Genomic DNA, 17,040 nt, shown 5'->3' with positions numbered 1-17,040 from the left:
TCGGCCTGGCCGGGCAACGGTCAAGTTGCCCGGCCAGGGACGGGCTGATGGGATAGCGGACGTGTCGACTCCCCTCCGGCGCGCTCCGGCCGTGCTCGCCGCCATCTCCCTGTTGATCGTCTCCGGCTGCGCCGGTACGCCCGACCGGGACGAGACAGCCACGCCCGCGCCGTCGTCGCCGTCCAGTACGGGTCCGACGGCACCGCCGGATCCGGCGGCCCGGGCCGCCCAGCTGGTCGGCACCCTCTCCGACGAGGACCTGGTCGGCCAGGTGCTGATGCCGTACGCCTACGGCAACTCGGCCACCAAGGTGTCCGGCGGGTCGGCTGCCGGCAACCGGAAGCTCGCCGGGGTGGAGACCCCGGCCCAGATGATCGCCAAGTACCGGCTGGGCGGGTTGATCCTGGTCGGCTTCTCCGCCGACGACCCCACCGGGGCCAACCAACCGACCACCAACGTCGACAACCCGAAACAGGTACACGACCTCACCGCCGGCCTCCAGGCCGCGGCCGGCAAGCTGCCGGCCGGTGCCGTACCGGCGCTGATCGGGATCGACCAGGAGTTCGGTGTGGTCACCCGGATCTCCGGGGGCGTCACCAACCTGCCCAGCGCGATGGCCCTCGGCGCGGCCGGCGATCCCGCGCTCACCGAGGCGGCCTGGCAGAGCGCCGGCACCGAACTCGCCGCCCTCGGGGTGAACGTCGACTTCGCGCCGAGCGCCGACGTCCTCGGTGCGAACAGCAAGGTGATCGGCTCCCGGTCGTACGGCTCGGACCCGAAGGCGGCGTCGAACCAGGTCGGCGCCGCCGTCCGGGGCCTGCAGGGGGCGGGCGTCGCGGCCACCCTCAAGCACTTCCCGGGGCACGGCCAGACCGCCGCCGACTCGCACAAGGGCCTGCCGGTGGTAACGCAGAACCGCAAGCAGCTCGACTCCTTCGCCCTGCCGCCGTTCGCGGCCGGGATCGCGGCCGGGGCCTGGCTGGTCATGGCGGGACACCTCGACGTCCGGGCGGTGGATCCCGGTGTACCGGCCACCTTCTCCCGCAAGCTCCTCACCGACGTGCTCCGCACCGAACTCGGCTTCACCGGTGTGCTGGTGACGGACGCGATGGACATGGCCGCGGTCGCCGAGCAGCCGCCCGGCCAGACTGCCGTGCGGGCGCTCAACGCCGGCAACGACATCGTGCTGATGCCGCCGAACGTGGCCGAGGCGTACAACGGGGTGCTGGCCGCGCTGCGGGACGGCTCGCTGCCCCGGGCCCGGCTGCTGGAGGCGGTGACCCGGGTGCTGACGCTGAAGTTCCGGCTGGCCGACCGCCCCCGGCCGGAGATGGGCACGCTGAACAGCAGCGGTCACCAGGAGGCCGCCCGGCGCGCGGCCGCGGCGTCGATCACGATGCTGCGGGGTAGCTGCGGCGTGGCGCCGGTGACCGGCCCGGTGACGGTGACCGCGGCGAACGGCCGGGGTGCCAGCCGGGACCGACTGATCAAGGCACTGCGGGCGGCGGGGGTCAGGGTGGTCCCGTCCGGCGGCAAGGTGGTGCACCTGGTCGGCTACGACGACGGCGCGGGCGACCTGCGGGCCGACGCGGCGGTGACGGTGGCGATGGATACGCCGTACCTGCTCGGTCGGGCCAAATCGCCGGTACTGCTGGCGACGTACTCGTCGACGGCGGTGTCGATCGCCGCGTTGGCGGACGTACTCGCCGGGCGGGCCAGGCCGACCGGGCGGTCTCCGGTGCAGGTCTCCGGCCTGCCCAGATCGAGCTGTCCGGCGAGCTGAGGCGTTACGCGCGGTCCCGGCGCTGGTGAGATCGGTCACGCGGGCGGCTGGTAGCGTTCGGCTGTCGGCAGATCCAGGGACGGGGGGTGTACGGATCGTGACGAGCCGGGAGCCGGCCCTGTCCGTGGTCGTGCCGATGTTCAACGAGGAGAGCGTCCTTCCGTTACTGGTCGAGCGGCTGCGTCCGGTGCTGGACGGGCTCGGCGAGCCGTACGAGGTGGTCGCCGTCGACGACGGAAGCACCGACGCGACCCCGATCATCCTGGCCGGACTGCGGCGCGGCTGGCCCCAACTGCGGATCGTCCGGCTGCGGCGGAACAGCGGGCACCAGGCGGCGTTGACCGCCGGCCTGTTCCGGGCCCGGGGCGGCTACGTCGCCAGCATCGACGCCGACCTCCAGGATCCGCCGGAGGTCCTGGTCGAGATGTTGCGGCTGGCGCGCGACGAGACCCTGGACATCGTCTACGGGGTACGCGCCGACCGGTCCACCGACACGGCCTTCAAACGGTCGACTGCGGGCCTCTACTACCGACTGGTACGCCGACTCGTCGGCAACACCGTTCCGGCCCAGGCCGGCGACTTCCGGCTGCTCAGCCGGGCGACCGTCGAGGCGCTGCGCGAGTTGCCCGAGCGTCGCCCGGTGCTCCGGCTGGTGGTGCCGTGGCTCGGCTTCCCCAGCGGCGAGGTGCGCTACGTCCGCTCCCTGCGCGCGGCGGGCAGCACGAAATACTCGCTGTCCCGGATGGTCCGGTTGGCCACCGACAGCATCACCAGCTTCTCCGGTGCACCGCTGCGGCTGGCGACCTGGCTCGGTGCCGGCGGCATGCTGCTGTGCACCGTGATGCTGGTGCTGGCGATCATCGCCTATCTGCGCGACTCCACCGTCACCGGCTGGGCCTCGCTCTACGTCGCGGTGCTGTTCCTGGGCGCGGTCCAGTTGCTCTGCCTGGGGCTGCTCGGCGAGTACATCGCCCGGATCTACGCCGCCGTGCAGGGTCGGCCCAGCTACTTCGTCGGTTCGGACACCGCGGACCTGATCGAGGATCCGGATCCGGACCCGTTGCCGGATCCCGACCTCGGTGAGCCGCTCACCCGGAGCGCGGGCGCGGCGGCAGCGGCACCGGTGGCCCGGAACGGCGCCACGAGGTCGTCACGGTGAGTGCGAGGAGTGAGCCGGTTTTGCGAGCCCCGCAGGTCCGAACGGAAGGTTTCGGCTGGTGAGTGTTACCGCTCCGGCGGTGGCGGACTCCTCTCTTCCCACGACGTCGGTCACGGCCAGCGCCCTGCGCCGCTGGTCGCCGCTCGTGGTGGGGGTCGGCTACTTCGCCGTGGTGCTGCTGGCGGCCGACACCCCGCCGCTCGACCTCGTCCGCTACGCGGGATACGTCCTGCTGGCGCTGATCCTGCCGGGCACCCTGGTCTACCGGGCCCTGCGCCGACAGCCGCACACCCTGGTCGAGGACGTGGCGATGGGCGCCGCCGTCGGGCTGGTGCTCGAACTGCCCGCCTGGGCCGGCTACGCCGTACTCGGCCTCGGCGACTGGTTGTGGACGTGGCCGGCGGCGATCGTGGCGGTCTTCGTCGGCGTACCGAGACTGCGCCGGCACTGGGTGGTCCGCGACTACCGTCCCACCCCGGTCGGCTGGTCGTGGTCTGTCGCCGGCGCGGTGGCGTTCTTCACCACCTACCTGTCGGTCACCTTCCTGGAACGCAACCCGATCCTGCCCACCTCGGACGGCACCCTCCAGTATCTCGACCTGGCCTACCAGCTCTCGCTGGCCGGTGAGGCGAAGCACCAGTTCCCGATCCACGTGCCCCAGGTCGCGCAGGAACCGCTCGACTACCACTGGTTCGGGTACGTGCACATGGCGGCGACCAGCCTGATCGGGCACATCGACCTGCCGGTGGTGGCGCTGCGGCTGACCATACCGGCGCTGTGTGCCGCCGCGATCGTGCTCACCGCGGTGCTGGGCTGGCGGGTCAGCGGCCGGCCGTACGTCGGGGCGATCGCCGCCGCGCTGTTCTTCGTCATCGGCGAGACCAACTTCACCGACCCGGTGACGATGCCGTTCGGCACCCAGGCGTCGTTCGTGATCTGGCACGGCATGTCGATGATCTACAGCTGGGTGCTGCTGATCGCGTTGATCGCCGTACTGGCCGATCTGGTCGACCGGCGTGCCGATCGATCGGTCGCTCCGATCGGCCGGGGCGTGTTCGTGCTCGTGCCACTGCTGATGTTCGCCTCCAGCGGCGCCAAGGCCAGTTCGCTGCCGGTGGTGGGGGTGGCGCTGGCGATCACCGCGCTGGCGATGCTGATCCGGACGCGTCGGATCCCGTGGGCGGTGGTCGTGGCGGGACTGACCGCCGCGGCCGCCCAACTGTTCGCCACGGCGGTGCTCTACCGCTTCAAGGCGTACGGCATCGAGGTCGACCCGTTCGCCAGCCTGGAGCCGTACTGGGCGACCCCGACGGACCGGCCGGGCTGGGCCGGCGCGCTGGCGGTGGCGGCGGTGTTCGCCGCCTTCCTGGTCAACATGCAGCTTCGGGTGGTGGGCGTCGGCCCGCTGCTCTGGCTGCGCCGGGGCCGGCTGGAGCCGGTGCAGTGGTTCCTGCTCGGCGGCACGCTCGCCGGCCCGGCCTTCTTCCTCCTGCTGGAGCAGCCCGGCGGCGCCAACCAGTACTTCACCCGGGCCGGCTTCACCTTCGCGGTGGTGCTGTCGGCCTGGGGGTACGTGCTGCTCGCCGAGCGGGCCGAACTGACCCGGCGCTCTCGGACGGCACTGGGGCTGTTCGCGCTGGTCCTGGCCGTCGCCCTGGTCTCGATCCAACTCCGGTACGCCGAACCGGCCCCGGCCGGCGAACCGTCGGACTGGCTCCGGCCACTGCTGTGGTGGGCCGGCAGCCTGGCCGTGCTCGCGGTGCTCGCCGTCGGACTCTGGCTGCCGGCCAGCCAGGGCATTCCGGCGCTCCGGGGCCGGGGCGCGATCGCCCTGCTCACCGCCGTCCTGGTGGTCGGGGCACCCGGCCTGGTGATGGACATGCAGAAGTCGGTGCGGTCACCGAACGGTGGCGCGTACGCGGTGATTTCGCTGCCGAAGTCCCGGATCGACGCGGCCCGCTGGACCCGGGAGCACAGCGCTCCGGGCGACGTGGTGGCGACCAACGTGCACTGTCTGGCCGTGGTCAACGGCTGGTGCGACTCGCGCTCCTTCTGGCTCAGCGCGTACGCCGAACGTCGGGTGCTGGTCGAGGGTTGGGGCTTCGCGCCCCGGGTGGCGGCGCTGGGGGCGTACACCCCGTTCTGGGACCAGGAACTGCTGCGGCGCAACGACGCGGCGTTCACCGCACCTACCGAGGCCGGACTGCGCGAACTGCGGGACCGGTACGCCGTACGGTGGCTCGTGGTGGACCGGTCGGTCGGGCCGGAGTCTCCGGAGCTGCGCCAACTCGCCCGGCTGGGCTTCGACAACGGTCGGATGGCCGTCTACCAGCTTCCCGGACCCGGGGAGGGGCGATGGTAGGCCGACGGCTGGACGGCCGGCGCGGCTAACCGGCGGCGGGAAAGTAGCGGTCGAGCATGTCGTTGCGGAACTTGCCGGTCGGGTCGTACCGGCGCATCAGCGCGACGAAGTCGGCGTGCCGGTCGTACCGGTCGCGCACCACCTCGGGCGGGGTGACGAAGAGCTTGCCCCAGTGCGGTCGGGGGGCGAACGGGGCGAGCCGGTCCTCGATCGCCGCCAGCACCGGCAGCACCGCCTCGGTGTCCTTGACCCAGGTGAAGTGCAGCGCCACGCTGTCGCGCCGGTAGGCCGGGCTCAGCCACAGTTCGTCGGCGGCGATCGTACGGATCTCCGAGATCTGTAGGACGGCGGCGATGCGGTCCCGGATGCCGTCCAGCGCGGTGAGCGCCCCGACCAGGTCCCGACGCGGCACGAAGTACTCGGTCTGGAGTTCCTCGCCGCTGCTGGGGGTGAACTCCAGCCGGAAGTGCGGCAGCCGGGCGTGCCAGGGACCGGGTACGCCGAGCTGCTGGGTGCAGTGCACCGCCGACATCCCCGGTACGGGGTGCCGGGCCTCGGTGGCCAGCGTGGCGCCGAACCAGCGCGCCGGGGCGCTCCAGTCGCCGGCTCCGGCCACCCGGCGCTTGCGCCACACCTGGTTGACGTGCGGGCCGGCCCAGTCGGTGAACAGGCTGACGCTGTAGTCGCCACCAAGGATCTCCGCGTGGTGCTCGTCGAGTTGCGCGCGGGGCAGGTCGTCGTAGACGTACTGCTCGATGTCGAACGCCGGGGCGAGATCGAGGGTGAGTCGGGTGACGACGCCGAGCGCGCCGAGCCCGACCACGTGGCCGAGGAACTCGTCGCCGTCGGCGTCCCGGGTCAGCGTCACCAGGTCGCCGTCGGCGGTGACCAGGTCCAGCCCGGAGACGGCGGTGGCCAGGTTGCCGTTGCCCTCGCCCGAACCGTGGGTGGCGGTGGCGCAGGCGCCGGCCACCGAGATGTGCGGCAGCGATCCGAGGTTGTGCAGTGCGAAACCGGCCCGGTGCAGCCGCTCGACGAGTTCGCCGTACCGGATTCCGGCGGCGACGCTCACGCTGGCCCGCCCGGTGTCGATCTCGACCGTGGGCGGCAGGGCGGCGAGCGAGACGAGATCGCCGGTGGTGTCGGCGATCCGGTTGAAGGAGTGTGCCGTGCCGAGTGCCCGGACCCGGTCGCTGCCGGCCACCAGGGACCGGAGCTGGGACACGGACTCGGGCCGGTGCAGTCGCCTGGCACCGAAGTCGACGTTGCCGGCCCAGTTGATGATCGGTCCAGTCATCGTCTGCCTCTTCGGGGGGGGTGTCTGACGCGTTCGAGGGGTGGTCGGTCGCCGTCGCGGCGGTACGGCTACGAGCCGTCCCTGGCGAATACCGGGGTCCGCATCCGCATCATCCAGTGGCTCGTCGGGATCCGGGTGGCGTCGTCGACGACCTCGCCGTCGACGTCGTCGAAGGATTCCCGACCGAGCGCGACGAACGCCTCCGGCTCGCGGACGTACTCGCCGCGGTCGTTCTTCGACATCCACCGGGAGACCGGATGCTGGCCCGGCACCAGGGTGGGGTCGACGGCGATCACCCGGCCGCCGGGGGCGAGGGCCCGGGCCGACACCTGCAACAGGTGCCGCGAGTCGGCGTCGGAGAGGTGGTGCAGCAGGCCGAGCAGCAGGATCGCGTTGACCGGGGGAATCTCCGCCAGGTGCTGCTCGCCGAAGACCTCGCAGCGGAACTCCGCCTGGTCACTGCCCCAGCGCTTGCGGGCGTGCGCGATGTACTTCTCCGAGGTGTCGAAGCCGTAGTAGCGGACCCGGGGCAGGCGGCCGAAGTAGTAGGCCGGGCCGCAGCCGACGTCGATGACCGTGTCGCCGTCGGTGAGCCCGAGTTCGTCCAGGCACCGGTAGCGGAGCCGGTCCGCGCCCAGGCCCTTCTGCAGGGCGACGTACAGCGCTTCGTGCCCGAGCAGACCCTTGATCGCTGTCAACAACTGCGCTTCTCCTCGGCTACCCGTCCCGGAAAGCGACTCCCGCCGCGCTGTTGGGCGCGGCGGGACTCGACCGACGAAAACCTATCATCGGGGCGTACCCGGCTCGGGGGACGGTCGCGGCCCGGTCCGGGGCCGGTCCGCGACCGTCCGCGCCGGTCGTTACAGCGGGATGTTGCCGTGCGCACCCCGGGCGGCCGGAGCCCCAGCGAGCGCCTCGGCGATCCGGCGGCGGGTTTCTCCGGGCGTGATCACGTCGTCGACCACGCCGATCTCGAGCGCCCGGTTGACTCCGCCAGCCACCCGGGTCTGCTCCTCGACGAGCCGCTCGCGCAGCGCGTCGCGCTCCTCGGGCGGTGCGGCGGCGAGCTTCTTCCGGTGCAGGATCTGCACCGCCGCGGAGGCACCCATGACGGCGACCTCGGCGTGCGGCCAGGCGAACACGGCGGTGGCACCCAACGAGCGGGAGTTCATCGCGATGTACGCGCCGCCGTACGCCTTGCGGGTCACCAGCGTCACCCGGGGCACCACGGCCTCGGCGAAGGCGTGCAGCAGCTTGGCGCCGCGCCGGACCACGCCGTCCCACTCCTGGCCCAGCCCGGGCAGGTAACCGGGCACGTCGACCAGCACGACCAGCGGTACGCCGAGCGAGTCACACATCCGGACGAATCGGGCCGCCTTCTCCGCGCTCGACGCGTCGAGGCAGCCGCCCAGCCGCAGCGGGTTGTTGGCGATCACCCCGACCGTACGGCCGGCGAACCGGCCCAGGGTGGTGACGATGTTCGGCGCCCACTTGGCGTGCAGTTCCACCCCCGGCGCGTCCAGCAGCGCCTTGACCACCGGCTTGACGTCGTACGCCCGGTTGGTCTCGGCCGGCATCAGCGCGGCCAGGTCGTGCCCCTCCCCGGCCTCGGCCGGGATGTCCGCCGGGCTGAGCCGACCCTGCCGGCCCAGCAGTTCGGCGAGCCGGCGGGCCTCGGCGATGGCCGACGCCTCGTCCTTGGTGGTCACGTGCACCACCCCGGAGCGCCGGCCGTGCGGCTCGGGGCCGCCGAGGCGTTCCATGTCGACCTGCTCGCCGGTGACGCTGCGGACGACCTCCGGACCGGTGACGAAGATCCGGCCGGCGCCGCTCATGATCACGATATCGGTCAGCGCCGGCCCGTAGGCGGCGCCGCCGGCGGCCGGGCCCAGCACGACGGAGATCTGCGGTACCCGCCCGGAGGCGCGCACCATCGCCGCGAAGACCCGGCCGACGGCGTCCAGCGAGACCACGCCCTCGGCCAGCCGGGCGCCGCCGCAGTGCCACAGCCCGAGCACCGGCACCCGCTCCCGGACCGCCGTGTCGATCGCGTCGACGATGTGCTGGCAGCCCAGCGCGCCCATTGCGCCGCCCATGATCGTGGCGTCGGTGACGTACGCGATCGTCGGCGTCCCCTCCACCTCACCACGGCCCCACAGCACCCCGGAGTCGTCCCGCTGCGTCGCGAGACGCAGCGAACCGGCGTCGAACAGCGACCGGAGCCGCACCTGCGGATCACGGTGGTCGACGGTGGACGAATCAGGGTTCACGGACGTGGTGGTCACGGAAGCCTCCAAATCAGTTGCCGGCCGGACGGCATGGGCAGGGCGCGCCGATCGTGGTGTCAGGCGGGCCGTCACACCCGCGCGAAGACGAGAACCGCGTTGTGGCCACCGAATCCGAACCCGTTGTTCAGCGCTGCGGGAACCTCCATGTGCCGGGGCTTGTGTGCGGCCACGTCCAGGTCGAGGGCGTCGTCGGGATCGTCGAGGTTGATCGTCGGCGGGATCACCGAATCCCGAATAGCCAGGATAGTGGCGATGGACTCCAGCGCGCCGGCCGCACCGAGCAGGTGTCCGGTCATTGACTTGGTCGCGGTCAGCACCGGATGGCTACCCAGTGCGGTCCGCAGCGCGGCGATCTCCGCGAGGTCGCCCACCGGAGTGGACGTCGCGTGGGCGTTGACGTGCACGATGTCCGACCGGGCGATGCCCGCGTCGGCGATCGCCATGTTGATCGCCCGGATCACGCCCCGGCCCTCCGGATGCGGCTGCACGATGTCGTAGCCGTCGGAGGTCAGCGCGGCGCCGGCCAGCCGGGCGTACACCCTGGCGCCGCGTGCGGCGGCGTGGTCGGCCCGCTCCAGTACGACCGCGCCGGCGCCCTCGCCGAGGACGAACCCGTCGCGTCCCTTGTCCCACGGGCGGGAGGCCCGCTCCGGGTCGTCGTTGCGGGTCGACATGGCCCGCATCGACGCGAACCCGGCGATCGGCAGCGGGTGGATGACCGCCTCGGTGCCGCCGGCCAGCACCACGTCGGCCCGACCGGCGCGGATCAGGTCCAGGCCGAGTGCGATCGCCTCGGCGCCGGTCGCGCAGGCGCTGGCCACCGAGTGGACCCCGGCCTGTGCGCCCAGCTCCAGCCCGACCCAGGCGGCCGGTCCGTTCGGCATCAGCATCGGCACCGTGTGCGGGGACACCCGCCGGGGGCCGGACGCCTCCAGGATGTCGTCCTGGGCGAGCAGGGTCTGCGCGCCGCCGATTCCGGATCCGACGCTCACCGCGATCCGTTCCGGCTCCGGCGGTGCGTCGGCCAGCCCGGAGTCCGCCCAGGCTTCGTGCGCGGCGATCAGCGCGATCGCCTCCGACCGGTCGAGCCGCCGCAGCTTGACCCGGTCGAGTTTCTCGGTCGGTTCGACCGCGAGTTCGGCGGCGATCCGTACCGGGAGTTGCCCGGCCCACTCCTGGGTGAGCGGACCCACCCCGGAGCGACCGGCCAACATGGCTTCCCAGGTCGACGCGACGTCCCCGCCGAGCGGGGTCGTCGCGCCGAGCCCGGTGACGACAACGTCAGGACGACTCATGATCAGGACTGCGCCTCGATGTAGGCGACGGCGTCGCCGACTGTCTTGAGGTTCTGGACGTCGTTGTCCGGGATCTTGACGCCGAACTTCTCCTCGGCGGCCACCACGACCTCGACCATGGAGAGCGAGTCGACGTCAAGGTCGTCGGTGAACGACTTCTCCTCGGCCACGTCGTCCGGGCTCACGCCGGCGACCTCTTCAAGGATCTCGGCGAGTCCGGCGGTGATCTCGTCACGGGTCATTGCGGTTGTTTCCTCTCCATGGATGGATGTGCGATGGCGGAACCGTCCGCCACGGCCGGTCGGCGTGGTGCCGGCCGGTGGTTACCTGGGTGGTGGTAGGTCACGGTCGGCCGGTGGGGCGTTCCGGGTACGGGTGTCGGGCCGTCAGGGGCACCGGACGACCTGTCCGGCGTACGTGAGGCCGCCGCCGAAGCCGAACAGCAGTACGGGGGCGCCGGACGGCACCTCACGGCGCTCGACCAGCTTGGACAGCGCCAGCGGCACGCTCGCCGCCGAGGTGTTGCCCGACTCGACGATGTCCTTGGCCACGACCGCCTGGGGCATGTTGAGCCGCTTGGCGATCCCCTCGATGATCCGGAGGTTGGCCTGGTGCGGCACGAACGCCGCGATCTCGGATGGGTCGACGCCGGCCCGTTCGCAGGCCTGGAGGGCGAGCGGGGCCAGTGCGGTGGTGGCCCAGCGGAAGACCGCCTGGCCCTCCTGCTTGATGTACGGGCGCCAGCCCTCGATCCGTACCGCGTCGCTCCGCTCCGGGACCGAACCCCAGACCACCGGCCCGATGCCGTCCGGCTCGCCCTCGCCGGTGGCGCTGACCACCGCCGCGCCGGCACCGTCACCGAACAGGATGCAGGTCGACCGGTCGGTCCAGTCGGTGAAGTCGGAGAGCTTCTCGGCGCCGATCACGATGGCGTTGCGAGCCGCGCCGGCCCGCAGCGCGTGGTCGACGGTGCCCAGCGCGTAGGAGAAGCCGGAGCACGCCGTGTTGATGTCGAACGCGCCCGGGGCGTCGATGCCCAGCTTGGCGGCGACCCGGCAGGCGGTGTTCGGGCTGCGGTCCACGGCCGAGCAGGTGGCCACGACGACGAGGTCGATGTCGGAGGCGGCGAGGCCCGAGTTGGCCAGCGCCTTGTCGGCGGCGGCGGCGGCCATGTCGGCGACCGTCTCGGAGTCGGCGATCCGCCGGGTGACGATGCCGACCCGGTCGCGGATCCAGGTGTCGTTGGTGTCCACCAGTTGGGCGAGGTCGTCGTTGGTGAGTACCCGGGACGGCTGGTAGTGCCCGAGGGCGATCATCCTGCTCACCGGACCACCACCGGGCGGTGGTCGGTGATCTCTCGGTGACCGGTCATGTGAGCTGTCCTCCGATACGGGCGAGGGGCTGGCCCGGGGCGACCGGGTCGTCGTGGTGGGCGAGCCATTCGGTGAGTACCCCGGAGCCGTGTGCGGCGACCTCGACGGCGCCCTGCCGGGTGGTGACGTGGCCGATGACCTGCCCGGAGTCGATCATGTCACCCTCGGCCAGTCCCTCGACCGGGGCGAAGGTGCCGGCGCTGGCGGACACCACGACCCGGAACTGCATGGTGGGTTCGTGGCCGGACGGGGCACCGTGCCGGGCGATCAGGTCCCGGGCGGCCGCCAGGTCGTCCGGGGTGTTCAGGGTGACGATCTCCGGCAGGGCGGCGCTGCCCTTGAGTTCGCGCTTGATCAGACCGGCCAGGGTGCCCGCCGGAGGAAGCTCGATCACGGCGGTGACGCCGAGGTCGGCCAGGCTGTGGATGCACAGGTCCCACCGGACCGGTGCGGTCACCTGGCGGACCAGGCGTTGCAGCATCTCCCGGCCGTGGTTGACGGCGGCGCCGTCGAAGTTGGAGAGCAGGATCCGGGTCGGGTCGGTCGGAGTGATCCCGGCCGCGACGGCGCCGAGCGCCTGCTCGGCGGGGGCCATGTACGGGGTGTGGAACGCCCCGGCGACCTTCACGCTGATCACCCGGCTGCCGGCGGGCGGCTCGGCGGCCAGCTTCGCCAGTCGGTCGACCGCCCCGGCCACGACGATCTGGCCCGCACCGTTGAAGTTGGCGGGGTGCAGTCCGTGCGCCTCGATCGCGGCCAGCACCTCGTCCTTGTCGCCGCCGAGCATCGCGGACATGCCGGTCGGTTCGAGGGCGCAGGCGGCGGCCATCTCCCGGCCGCGTACCCCGGCGAGGGTGATCGCGCTCTCCGGGGGCAGTACGCCGGCCAGTGCCGCCGCGGCCAGCTCACCGACGCTGTGCCCGGCGGTCACCGTGACGTCGTACATCGGGAGGTGTTCGGCGGCGAGCAGGGCGGCGGCGACCAGCAGCGGCTGGGTCCGCGCGGTGTCCTTGATCTCGTCGGCGTCCCCTTCCGTGCCGAGTCGGACGAGGTCGATGCCCGCCAGCGCGGACCACCAGCGCAGACGCGCCTCGGCGCCGGGCAGGTCGAGCCACGGAGTCAGGAAGCCGGGCTTCTGGGAACCCTGGCCGGGTGAGAGTACGGCGAGCACGCTTACGACTCTCCTGGATCATCGGCCGGCGTGTGCTTGCCGTGATGTACCAATCCGCACTACCAGCTTTGTGGGGTTCCTACAAAGATCAATGACGATCACGGACTTGACGGGACCTCTGTCCTAAACGTCGCCTAATGTCCCGTGCCTGGTCCGACCGGTGCGGACGGATCCAGCCGTCCGATCGTCAACGCCATCCGCAATGCGAAGGAATCCCGGCCTGTCAGCGGTGAGAAACCGGTCACATCGGCGACCCGGCGCAGCCGGTACCGGACCGTGTTCGGATGCACGAACAGCGTACGTGCCGCGCTCTCCAGCACCCCGTTGGCCGCGAAGAACGCGTCCAACGTCTCCAGCAGCTCCCCGCCCGCCCGGACCAGTGCGGCGTAGACGTCCTGGCGCAGGCTCCGGCGGGCCTCCGGGTCGCCGGCCAGCGCCCGCTCCGGCAGCAGGTCGGCGGCGGCCACCGGGCGGGGCGCCGCCGGCCACGCGGGTGCCGCGCGGAACCCGGCCAGGGCCGCCCGTGCCGAGTCGGTGGCCGAATCCAGGCTCGGCACCGCCGGACCCACCACCACCGGCCCCGGGCCGAAGCCGGCGAGCAGCTTCTCGGTGGCGGCCAGCGGGTCGGCCACGCCACCCAGCACCACCACCAGCCGATCGCCGTGCACGCCGCCGATCATCTCCAGCCCCAACCGCCGGGTGACCCGGTAGATGGTGTGCAGCACGGCGGCCACCTCGCCGCCGGGGGAGCGGCCGACCGCCACCGCCACCGGCGGGGCGTCCGACCAACCCAGGGCCGCGGCCCGGCTGGCCAGCACGTCCGGGGAGTCGCCCCGGAGCAGCGCGTCCACCAGCAGCGCCTGCAACCGGGCGTCCCAGGAGCCGCGCGATTCGGCCGCCCGCGCGTACACCCGGGCCGCCGCGAAGGCGATCTCCCGGGAGAACTTGAGTACGGCCTCGTGCAGCAACCGCTCCTCACCCGGTGCCGCCAGGTGCGGGACCTGCTGCTCCACCACGTCGATGGTGACCTTGATCAGCGCCACCGTCTGCTGCAGGCTGATCGACCGGGCCAGCGCCCGGGGTGCCGCGGCGAAGACCTCGTCGGAAACCTCCTGCGGGCTGTCCGTCACGCCACCGGCGCCCCGATCGGTGCTGCTCGGCAGGGAACGCAGCCACTCCACCAGCGAGCGGACCCCGGCCTGGGCGACCAGCATCACCCAGGAGCGCTGCTCGGCCGGCAACTCGCGGAACCACGGCAGCGTCTCGTCCATCCGGCCCACACTGGCGGTGGCCAGCGTGCCCGCCGCCCGCTCGATCCGGCGCAGCGTGGCCGCCAGTTCGCCGTCGCCCGCCTCGGTCCCCATCGGCCCAGCGTGCCACGTGTACCCCCGGACACCGCCACCCGGCCGTGGCATCATGCTTCGATGATCGCCCGTCCGCCGCTGGCCGTACCGTTGCTCGCGCTCGTCGGGTTCCTGGTGCTGCTCGCGTTGACCGCCGGTGGCTGGGCGCCGCTGGAGAGGTTCGACGACGCGCTCAGCGACGGCTTCCGGGGGTACGGCGACGCCAGCCCCACCCTCGTCGACGTGCTCCGGGTGGCCACCGACGTGGCCGCCACCGTGCCGTTCGTGGTCGCCGGCCTGGTGATCAGCATCGCCCTCGCGACCCTCTCCCAACGCCAGCCCGCCGCGCTGTGCGCCCTGGTGACCGTGACGGTGCCGGTGCTCTGGGGGCTGATGCACTGGCTCGTGCACCACCCCCGCCCGGTGGACGGCTTCGTGGTGGTGGACAGCAACGGCTTCCCGAGCGGGCACACCAGCAACGCGGCGGCGGCGGCGCTGGCGGCCGTACTCCTGCTCTGGCCACACCTGGCGAGGGTCGGCCGGGTGGTCACCGTCGTCCTGGCCGTGGCGTTCGGGGTCTTCGTCGGGCTGACCCGGTTGGCGCTGCTGGCGCACTGGCCTGCCGACGTCCTGGGCGGCTGGCTGCTGGCCCTCGCCGTCGTCCCGCTGGCGGCCCGGGCCGCGACCCGATGGGGCGGCGGCGCCGAGCGGGTTTCCGGGCGCCGGGCCGACCAGGTCGTCCGGTAGCCGGCCCGCCGGCCCGCCGCGAACAGGCCCCCGGTCGCCGGCCACGTCAGACGTTCGGCAGACCCAGTTCCTGCGCGAGAATCGCCGCCTGCACCCGGCTACGCAGGCCGAGCTTGCCGAGGATCCGGCTGACGTGGGTCTTGGTGGTGCTCTCGGCCATCGCCAACCGGTCGGCGATCTGCTGGTTGGACAACCCCTGGCCGAGACAGGCCAGCACGTCGCGCTCCCGCGGAGTGAGTTCGTCCACCGCGGTCCGGTCGACCGCCGGGGCCCCGGGCGCGGTGGCGGCGAAGGCGCTGATCAGCCGCCGGGTGACCGCGGCGGCGATGATCCCCTCACCCCGGGCCACGGTACGCACCGCGTCGAGGAGCCCGTCCGCGTCGGTGTCCTTGAGCAGGAACCCGGACGCGCCGGCCCGGAGCGCGCCGAAGACGTACTCGTCGAGGTCGAAGGTGGTCAGCACCAGGACGTCGGCCAACCGCTCGGCGACGATCTCGCGGGTCGCGGAGACACCGTCGAGTCGGGGCATCCGCACGTCGAGCACGGCCACGTCCGGCCGGAGTTTCCGGCACAGCGCCACCGCCTCCTCCCCGTCGGCGGCCTGGCCGACCACCTCCAGGCCCGGCGCCGCGGCGAGGATCAGCACGAGGCCGGCCCGGACCGCGTCCTGGTCGTCGGCGATCACCACCCGGATCGGGGGTACGGCCCCGGCCGCCGCCGTGTCGTCGTCCGCCGACCCGCTGATCCCGGTCCCGTTCCGACTCGACCCGATCATGACAGCGGTCGCGAGGCGGCCACGACGCCGGCCCGGATGACGGCTTCGGCAACGACCTCGGCTCCGGCGGCGATCTCGGTGTCTTCACCGTGAGCGGCGGTCCCGGTGTCTTCGCCGTGAGCGGCGGCCTGCCCGGCGATGCGTCGGGGCGCGGCCGGGGCGGGCTCGGCTCGGGTTGCGGTCCCGGTGTACGGCAGTTCCGCGTGCACCCGCCAACCCGGCCCGCGCGGTTCGGCGTCGAACCGACCGTTCAGCAGGGTGGCACGCTCCCGCATTCCGATCAGCCCGGCGCCCGCGCCGGGCAGCCCGGCCCCGGCCGCGGCTCCGCGCCACGACGAGCCGCCGGGGCCGGAGCCGCTCGGATCGGCGACCGGATTCTCGACCGTGAGGTCGATGCGTTGCTCCTGGTAGTGGATGGTGAGGGTGGCCGGCCCACAGCCGTGCTTGAGCGCGTTGGTCAGCGCCTCCTGGACGATCCGGTACGCGGCCAGGTCCACGCCGACCGGCAACGGCCGAACCGTGCCGATCGTCTCGAACCGCACCGGCAGGCCGGCGCTCCGCGCCTGGTCGACCAACCGGTCGACCTCGGTCAGCCGAGCCCGTACGGGGTCGTCCGGTGCTCCCAGCGAGATCGGCTCGGTCTCGGCCGGTTCACGGAGCAGGCCGATCATCTGACGCATCTCGGCGAGCCCCTGCACGCTGTTCTCCCGGATGACCCGCAGCGCCTGGTCCCGTTGGGCGCGGTCGAGCCCGGCGACCGACAGCGCGGCGGTGGCGTGGATGGCGACCGCACTCAGATGGTTGGCGATGACGTCGTGCAGTTCCCGGGCCATCCGGCTCCGCTCCGCCGCCACCGCCTGGCGGCGGTCGAGTTCGGCCAGCCGGGCGGTCTGCTCGGCCCTGGCCCGGTCGGCCGCGGCCTGGTCGCGGTACTGCCGGACGCTGATCCCACTGACCACCGGCAGTACGCCGATCAGCACCACCGGCACGCCCAGCCCGATGCCCTGCCACGACACCGGGCGCATGAAGACCAGGCCGGCCAGGGCGGCGAGGCCGGTGACCGTCAGGTTGATCCACAACAGCCGGCGCCACAGCCTCGGCGGCCCGTAGACACAGGAGTCGAAGAGCACCTGGGTGTAGACCAGGGTGGTGGCCAGCGACGAGCCGCAGGCCAGATCGACGGCGAACGCGACCGTACCCAGGGCCAGCGCGCGCCGGGTGGCTACCCGGCGCAGTGCGACGGCCGCGCAGGTGGCGATGAGCGTACCGAGGGTGACCAGCGGTGGGGCGTCCAGGAGGCCGGGGTTGATCGGCTGGTAGATGTCGAGCCCCAGCATCACCAGCCCGCCCGCCAGCGAGGCGAACGCCAGCGCGATGTCTCGGGACAGCGTCCCGCGTTCCAGGCTCAGCCGTGCCGTCACGTACCTGATCCCATCACATCCTCCGG

General features: G+C 72.6%; 14 protein-coding genes. 4 read left to right on the top strand and 10 right to left on the bottom strand.

Going from position 1 to position 17,040, the window contains the following annotated elements; translation table 11 throughout:
* Positions 1–61 precede the first annotated feature (61 nt).
* From ACFP2T_RS42270 to ACFP2T_RS42260, 3 genes are all read left to right on the top strand, one after another.
* Positions 62–1,783: a glycoside hydrolase family 3 protein gene (locus ACFP2T_RS42270; RefSeq protein WP_377432549.1), complete on the top strand. Its 1,722-nt coding sequence runs from the start codon at positions 62–64 to the stop codon at positions 1,781–1,783.
* Positions 1,784–1,880: 97 nt separating this feature from the next.
* On the top strand, positions 1,881–2,942 hold the full coding sequence (locus ACFP2T_RS42265) for a glycosyltransferase family 2 protein (RefSeq protein WP_377432548.1): 1,062 nt from the start codon (positions 1,881–1,883) through the stop codon (positions 2,940–2,942).
* Positions 2,943–3,000: 58 nt separating this feature from the next.
* On the top strand, positions 3,001–5,304 hold the full coding sequence (locus tag ACFP2T_RS42260) for a hypothetical protein (RefSeq protein WP_377432547.1): 2,304 nt from the start codon (positions 3,001–3,003) through the stop codon (positions 5,302–5,304).
* 25 nt (positions 5,305–5,329) lie between these two features.
* On the opposite strand, the gene ACFP2T_RS42255 is transcribed toward ACFP2T_RS42260, so the two are convergent.
* From ACFP2T_RS42255 to ACFP2T_RS42220, 8 genes are all read right to left on the bottom strand, one after another.
* On the bottom strand, positions 5,330–6,601 hold the full coding sequence (locus ACFP2T_RS42255; RefSeq protein WP_377432545.1) for a D-arabinono-1,4-lactone oxidase: 1,272 nt from the start codon (positions 6,599–6,601) through the stop codon (positions 5,330–5,332).
* A 68-nt stretch (positions 6,602–6,669) separates the two neighbouring features.
* Complete coding sequence (locus tag ACFP2T_RS42250; RefSeq protein WP_377432544.1) at positions 6,670–7,302, bottom strand: class I SAM-dependent methyltransferase; 633 nt, start codon at positions 7,300–7,302, stop codon at positions 6,670–6,672.
* A gap of 159 nt (positions 7,303–7,461) precedes the next feature.
* A complete protein-coding gene (locus tag ACFP2T_RS42245) occupies positions 7,462–8,886 on the bottom strand; it encodes an acyl-CoA carboxylase subunit beta (RefSeq protein WP_377432543.1) in 1,425 nt (474 codons plus the stop codon).
* A gap of 71 nt (positions 8,887–8,957) precedes the next feature.
* Positions 8,958–10,184 (bottom strand): beta-ketoacyl-ACP synthase II, encoded by a 1,227-nt coding sequence (fabF, locus tag ACFP2T_RS42240; protein WP_377432541.1) that lies wholly within the window; start codon positions 10,182–10,184, stop codon positions 8,958–8,960.
* A gap of 2 nt (positions 10,185–10,186) precedes the next feature.
* Positions 10,187–10,426, bottom strand: coding sequence for an acyl carrier protein (locus ACFP2T_RS42235; RefSeq protein ID WP_107261778.1), 240 nt, complete (start codon positions 10,424–10,426; stop codon positions 10,187–10,189).
* A 144-nt stretch (positions 10,427–10,570) separates the two neighbouring features.
* The gene (locus ACFP2T_RS42230) at positions 10,571–11,500 is read right to left on the bottom strand and encodes a beta-ketoacyl-ACP synthase III (protein WP_377432654.1); all 930 of its coding nucleotides are present in this window, start codon (positions 11,498–11,500) and stop codon (positions 10,571–10,573) included.
* 52 nt (positions 11,501–11,552) lie between these two features.
* Complete coding sequence (locus ACFP2T_RS42225) at positions 11,553–12,728, bottom strand: acyltransferase domain-containing protein (protein ID WP_377432540.1); 1,176 nt, start codon at positions 12,726–12,728, stop codon at positions 11,553–11,555.
* A 134-nt stretch (positions 12,729–12,862) separates the two neighbouring features.
* Entirely contained in the window at positions 12,863–14,092 is a 1,230-nt protein-coding gene (locus ACFP2T_RS42220) for a PucR family transcriptional regulator (protein WP_377432538.1), read from the bottom strand.
* A gap of 60 nt (positions 14,093–14,152) precedes the next feature.
* Between ACFP2T_RS42220 and ACFP2T_RS42215 the strand changes: the two genes are divergently transcribed.
* On the top strand, positions 14,153–14,818 hold the full coding sequence (locus tag ACFP2T_RS42215; protein ID WP_377432536.1) for a phosphatase PAP2 family protein: 666 nt from the start codon (positions 14,153–14,155) through the stop codon (positions 14,816–14,818).
* 46 nt (positions 14,819–14,864) lie between these two features.
* Here ACFP2T_RS42215 and ACFP2T_RS42210 read toward each other — a convergent pair whose 3' ends face one another.
* Entirely contained in the window at positions 14,865–15,593 is a 729-nt protein-coding gene (locus ACFP2T_RS42210; protein WP_377432535.1) for a response regulator, read from the bottom strand.
* Entirely contained in the window at positions 15,590–17,014 is a 1,425-nt protein-coding gene (locus tag ACFP2T_RS42205) for a sensor histidine kinase (RefSeq protein WP_377432533.1), read from the bottom strand. Before ACFP2T_RS42205 ends, ACFP2T_RS42210 begins: the two co-directional genes overlap by 4 nt.
* Positions 17,015–17,040: the final 26 nt, after the last annotated feature.

This window comes from Plantactinospora solaniradicis (assembly GCF_042658085.1).
GTDB classification, from domain to species: Bacteria; Actinomycetota; Actinomycetes; order Mycobacteriales; family Micromonosporaceae; genus Plantactinospora; species Plantactinospora solaniradicis.
This window is presented reverse-complemented; position numbering and strand designations above follow the sequence as displayed.

What these genes read in the sequence shown, in the direction of transcription:
- fabF (WP_377432541.1), bottom strand. Translation starts at nt 10,184, where the DNA reads ATGAGTCGTCCTGACGTTGTCGTCACCGGGCTCGGCGCGACGACCCCG.
- ACFP2T_RS42230 (WP_377432654.1), bottom strand. Translation starts at nt 11,500, where the DNA reads ATGATCGCCCTCGGGCACTACCAGCCGTCCCGGGTACTCACCAACGAC.
- ACFP2T_RS42235 (WP_107261778.1), bottom strand. Translation starts at nt 10,426, where the DNA reads ATGACCCGTGACGAGATCACCGCCGGACTCGCCGAGATCCTTGAAGAG.
- ACFP2T_RS42220 (WP_377432538.1), bottom strand. Translation starts at nt 14,092, where the DNA reads ATGGGGACCGAGGCGGGCGACGGCGAACTGGCGGCCACGCTGCGCCGG.
- ACFP2T_RS42215 (WP_377432536.1), top strand. Translation starts at nt 14,153, where the DNA reads ATGATCGCCCGTCCGCCGCTGGCCGTACCGTTGCTCGCGCTCGTCGGG.
- ACFP2T_RS42210 (WP_377432535.1), bottom strand. Translation starts at nt 15,593, where the DNA reads ATGATCGGGTCGAGTCGGAACGGGACCGGGATCAGCGGGTCGGCGGAC.
- ACFP2T_RS42255 (WP_377432545.1), bottom strand. Translation starts at nt 6,601, where the DNA reads ATGACTGGACCGATCATCAACTGGGCCGGCAACGTCGACTTCGGTGCC.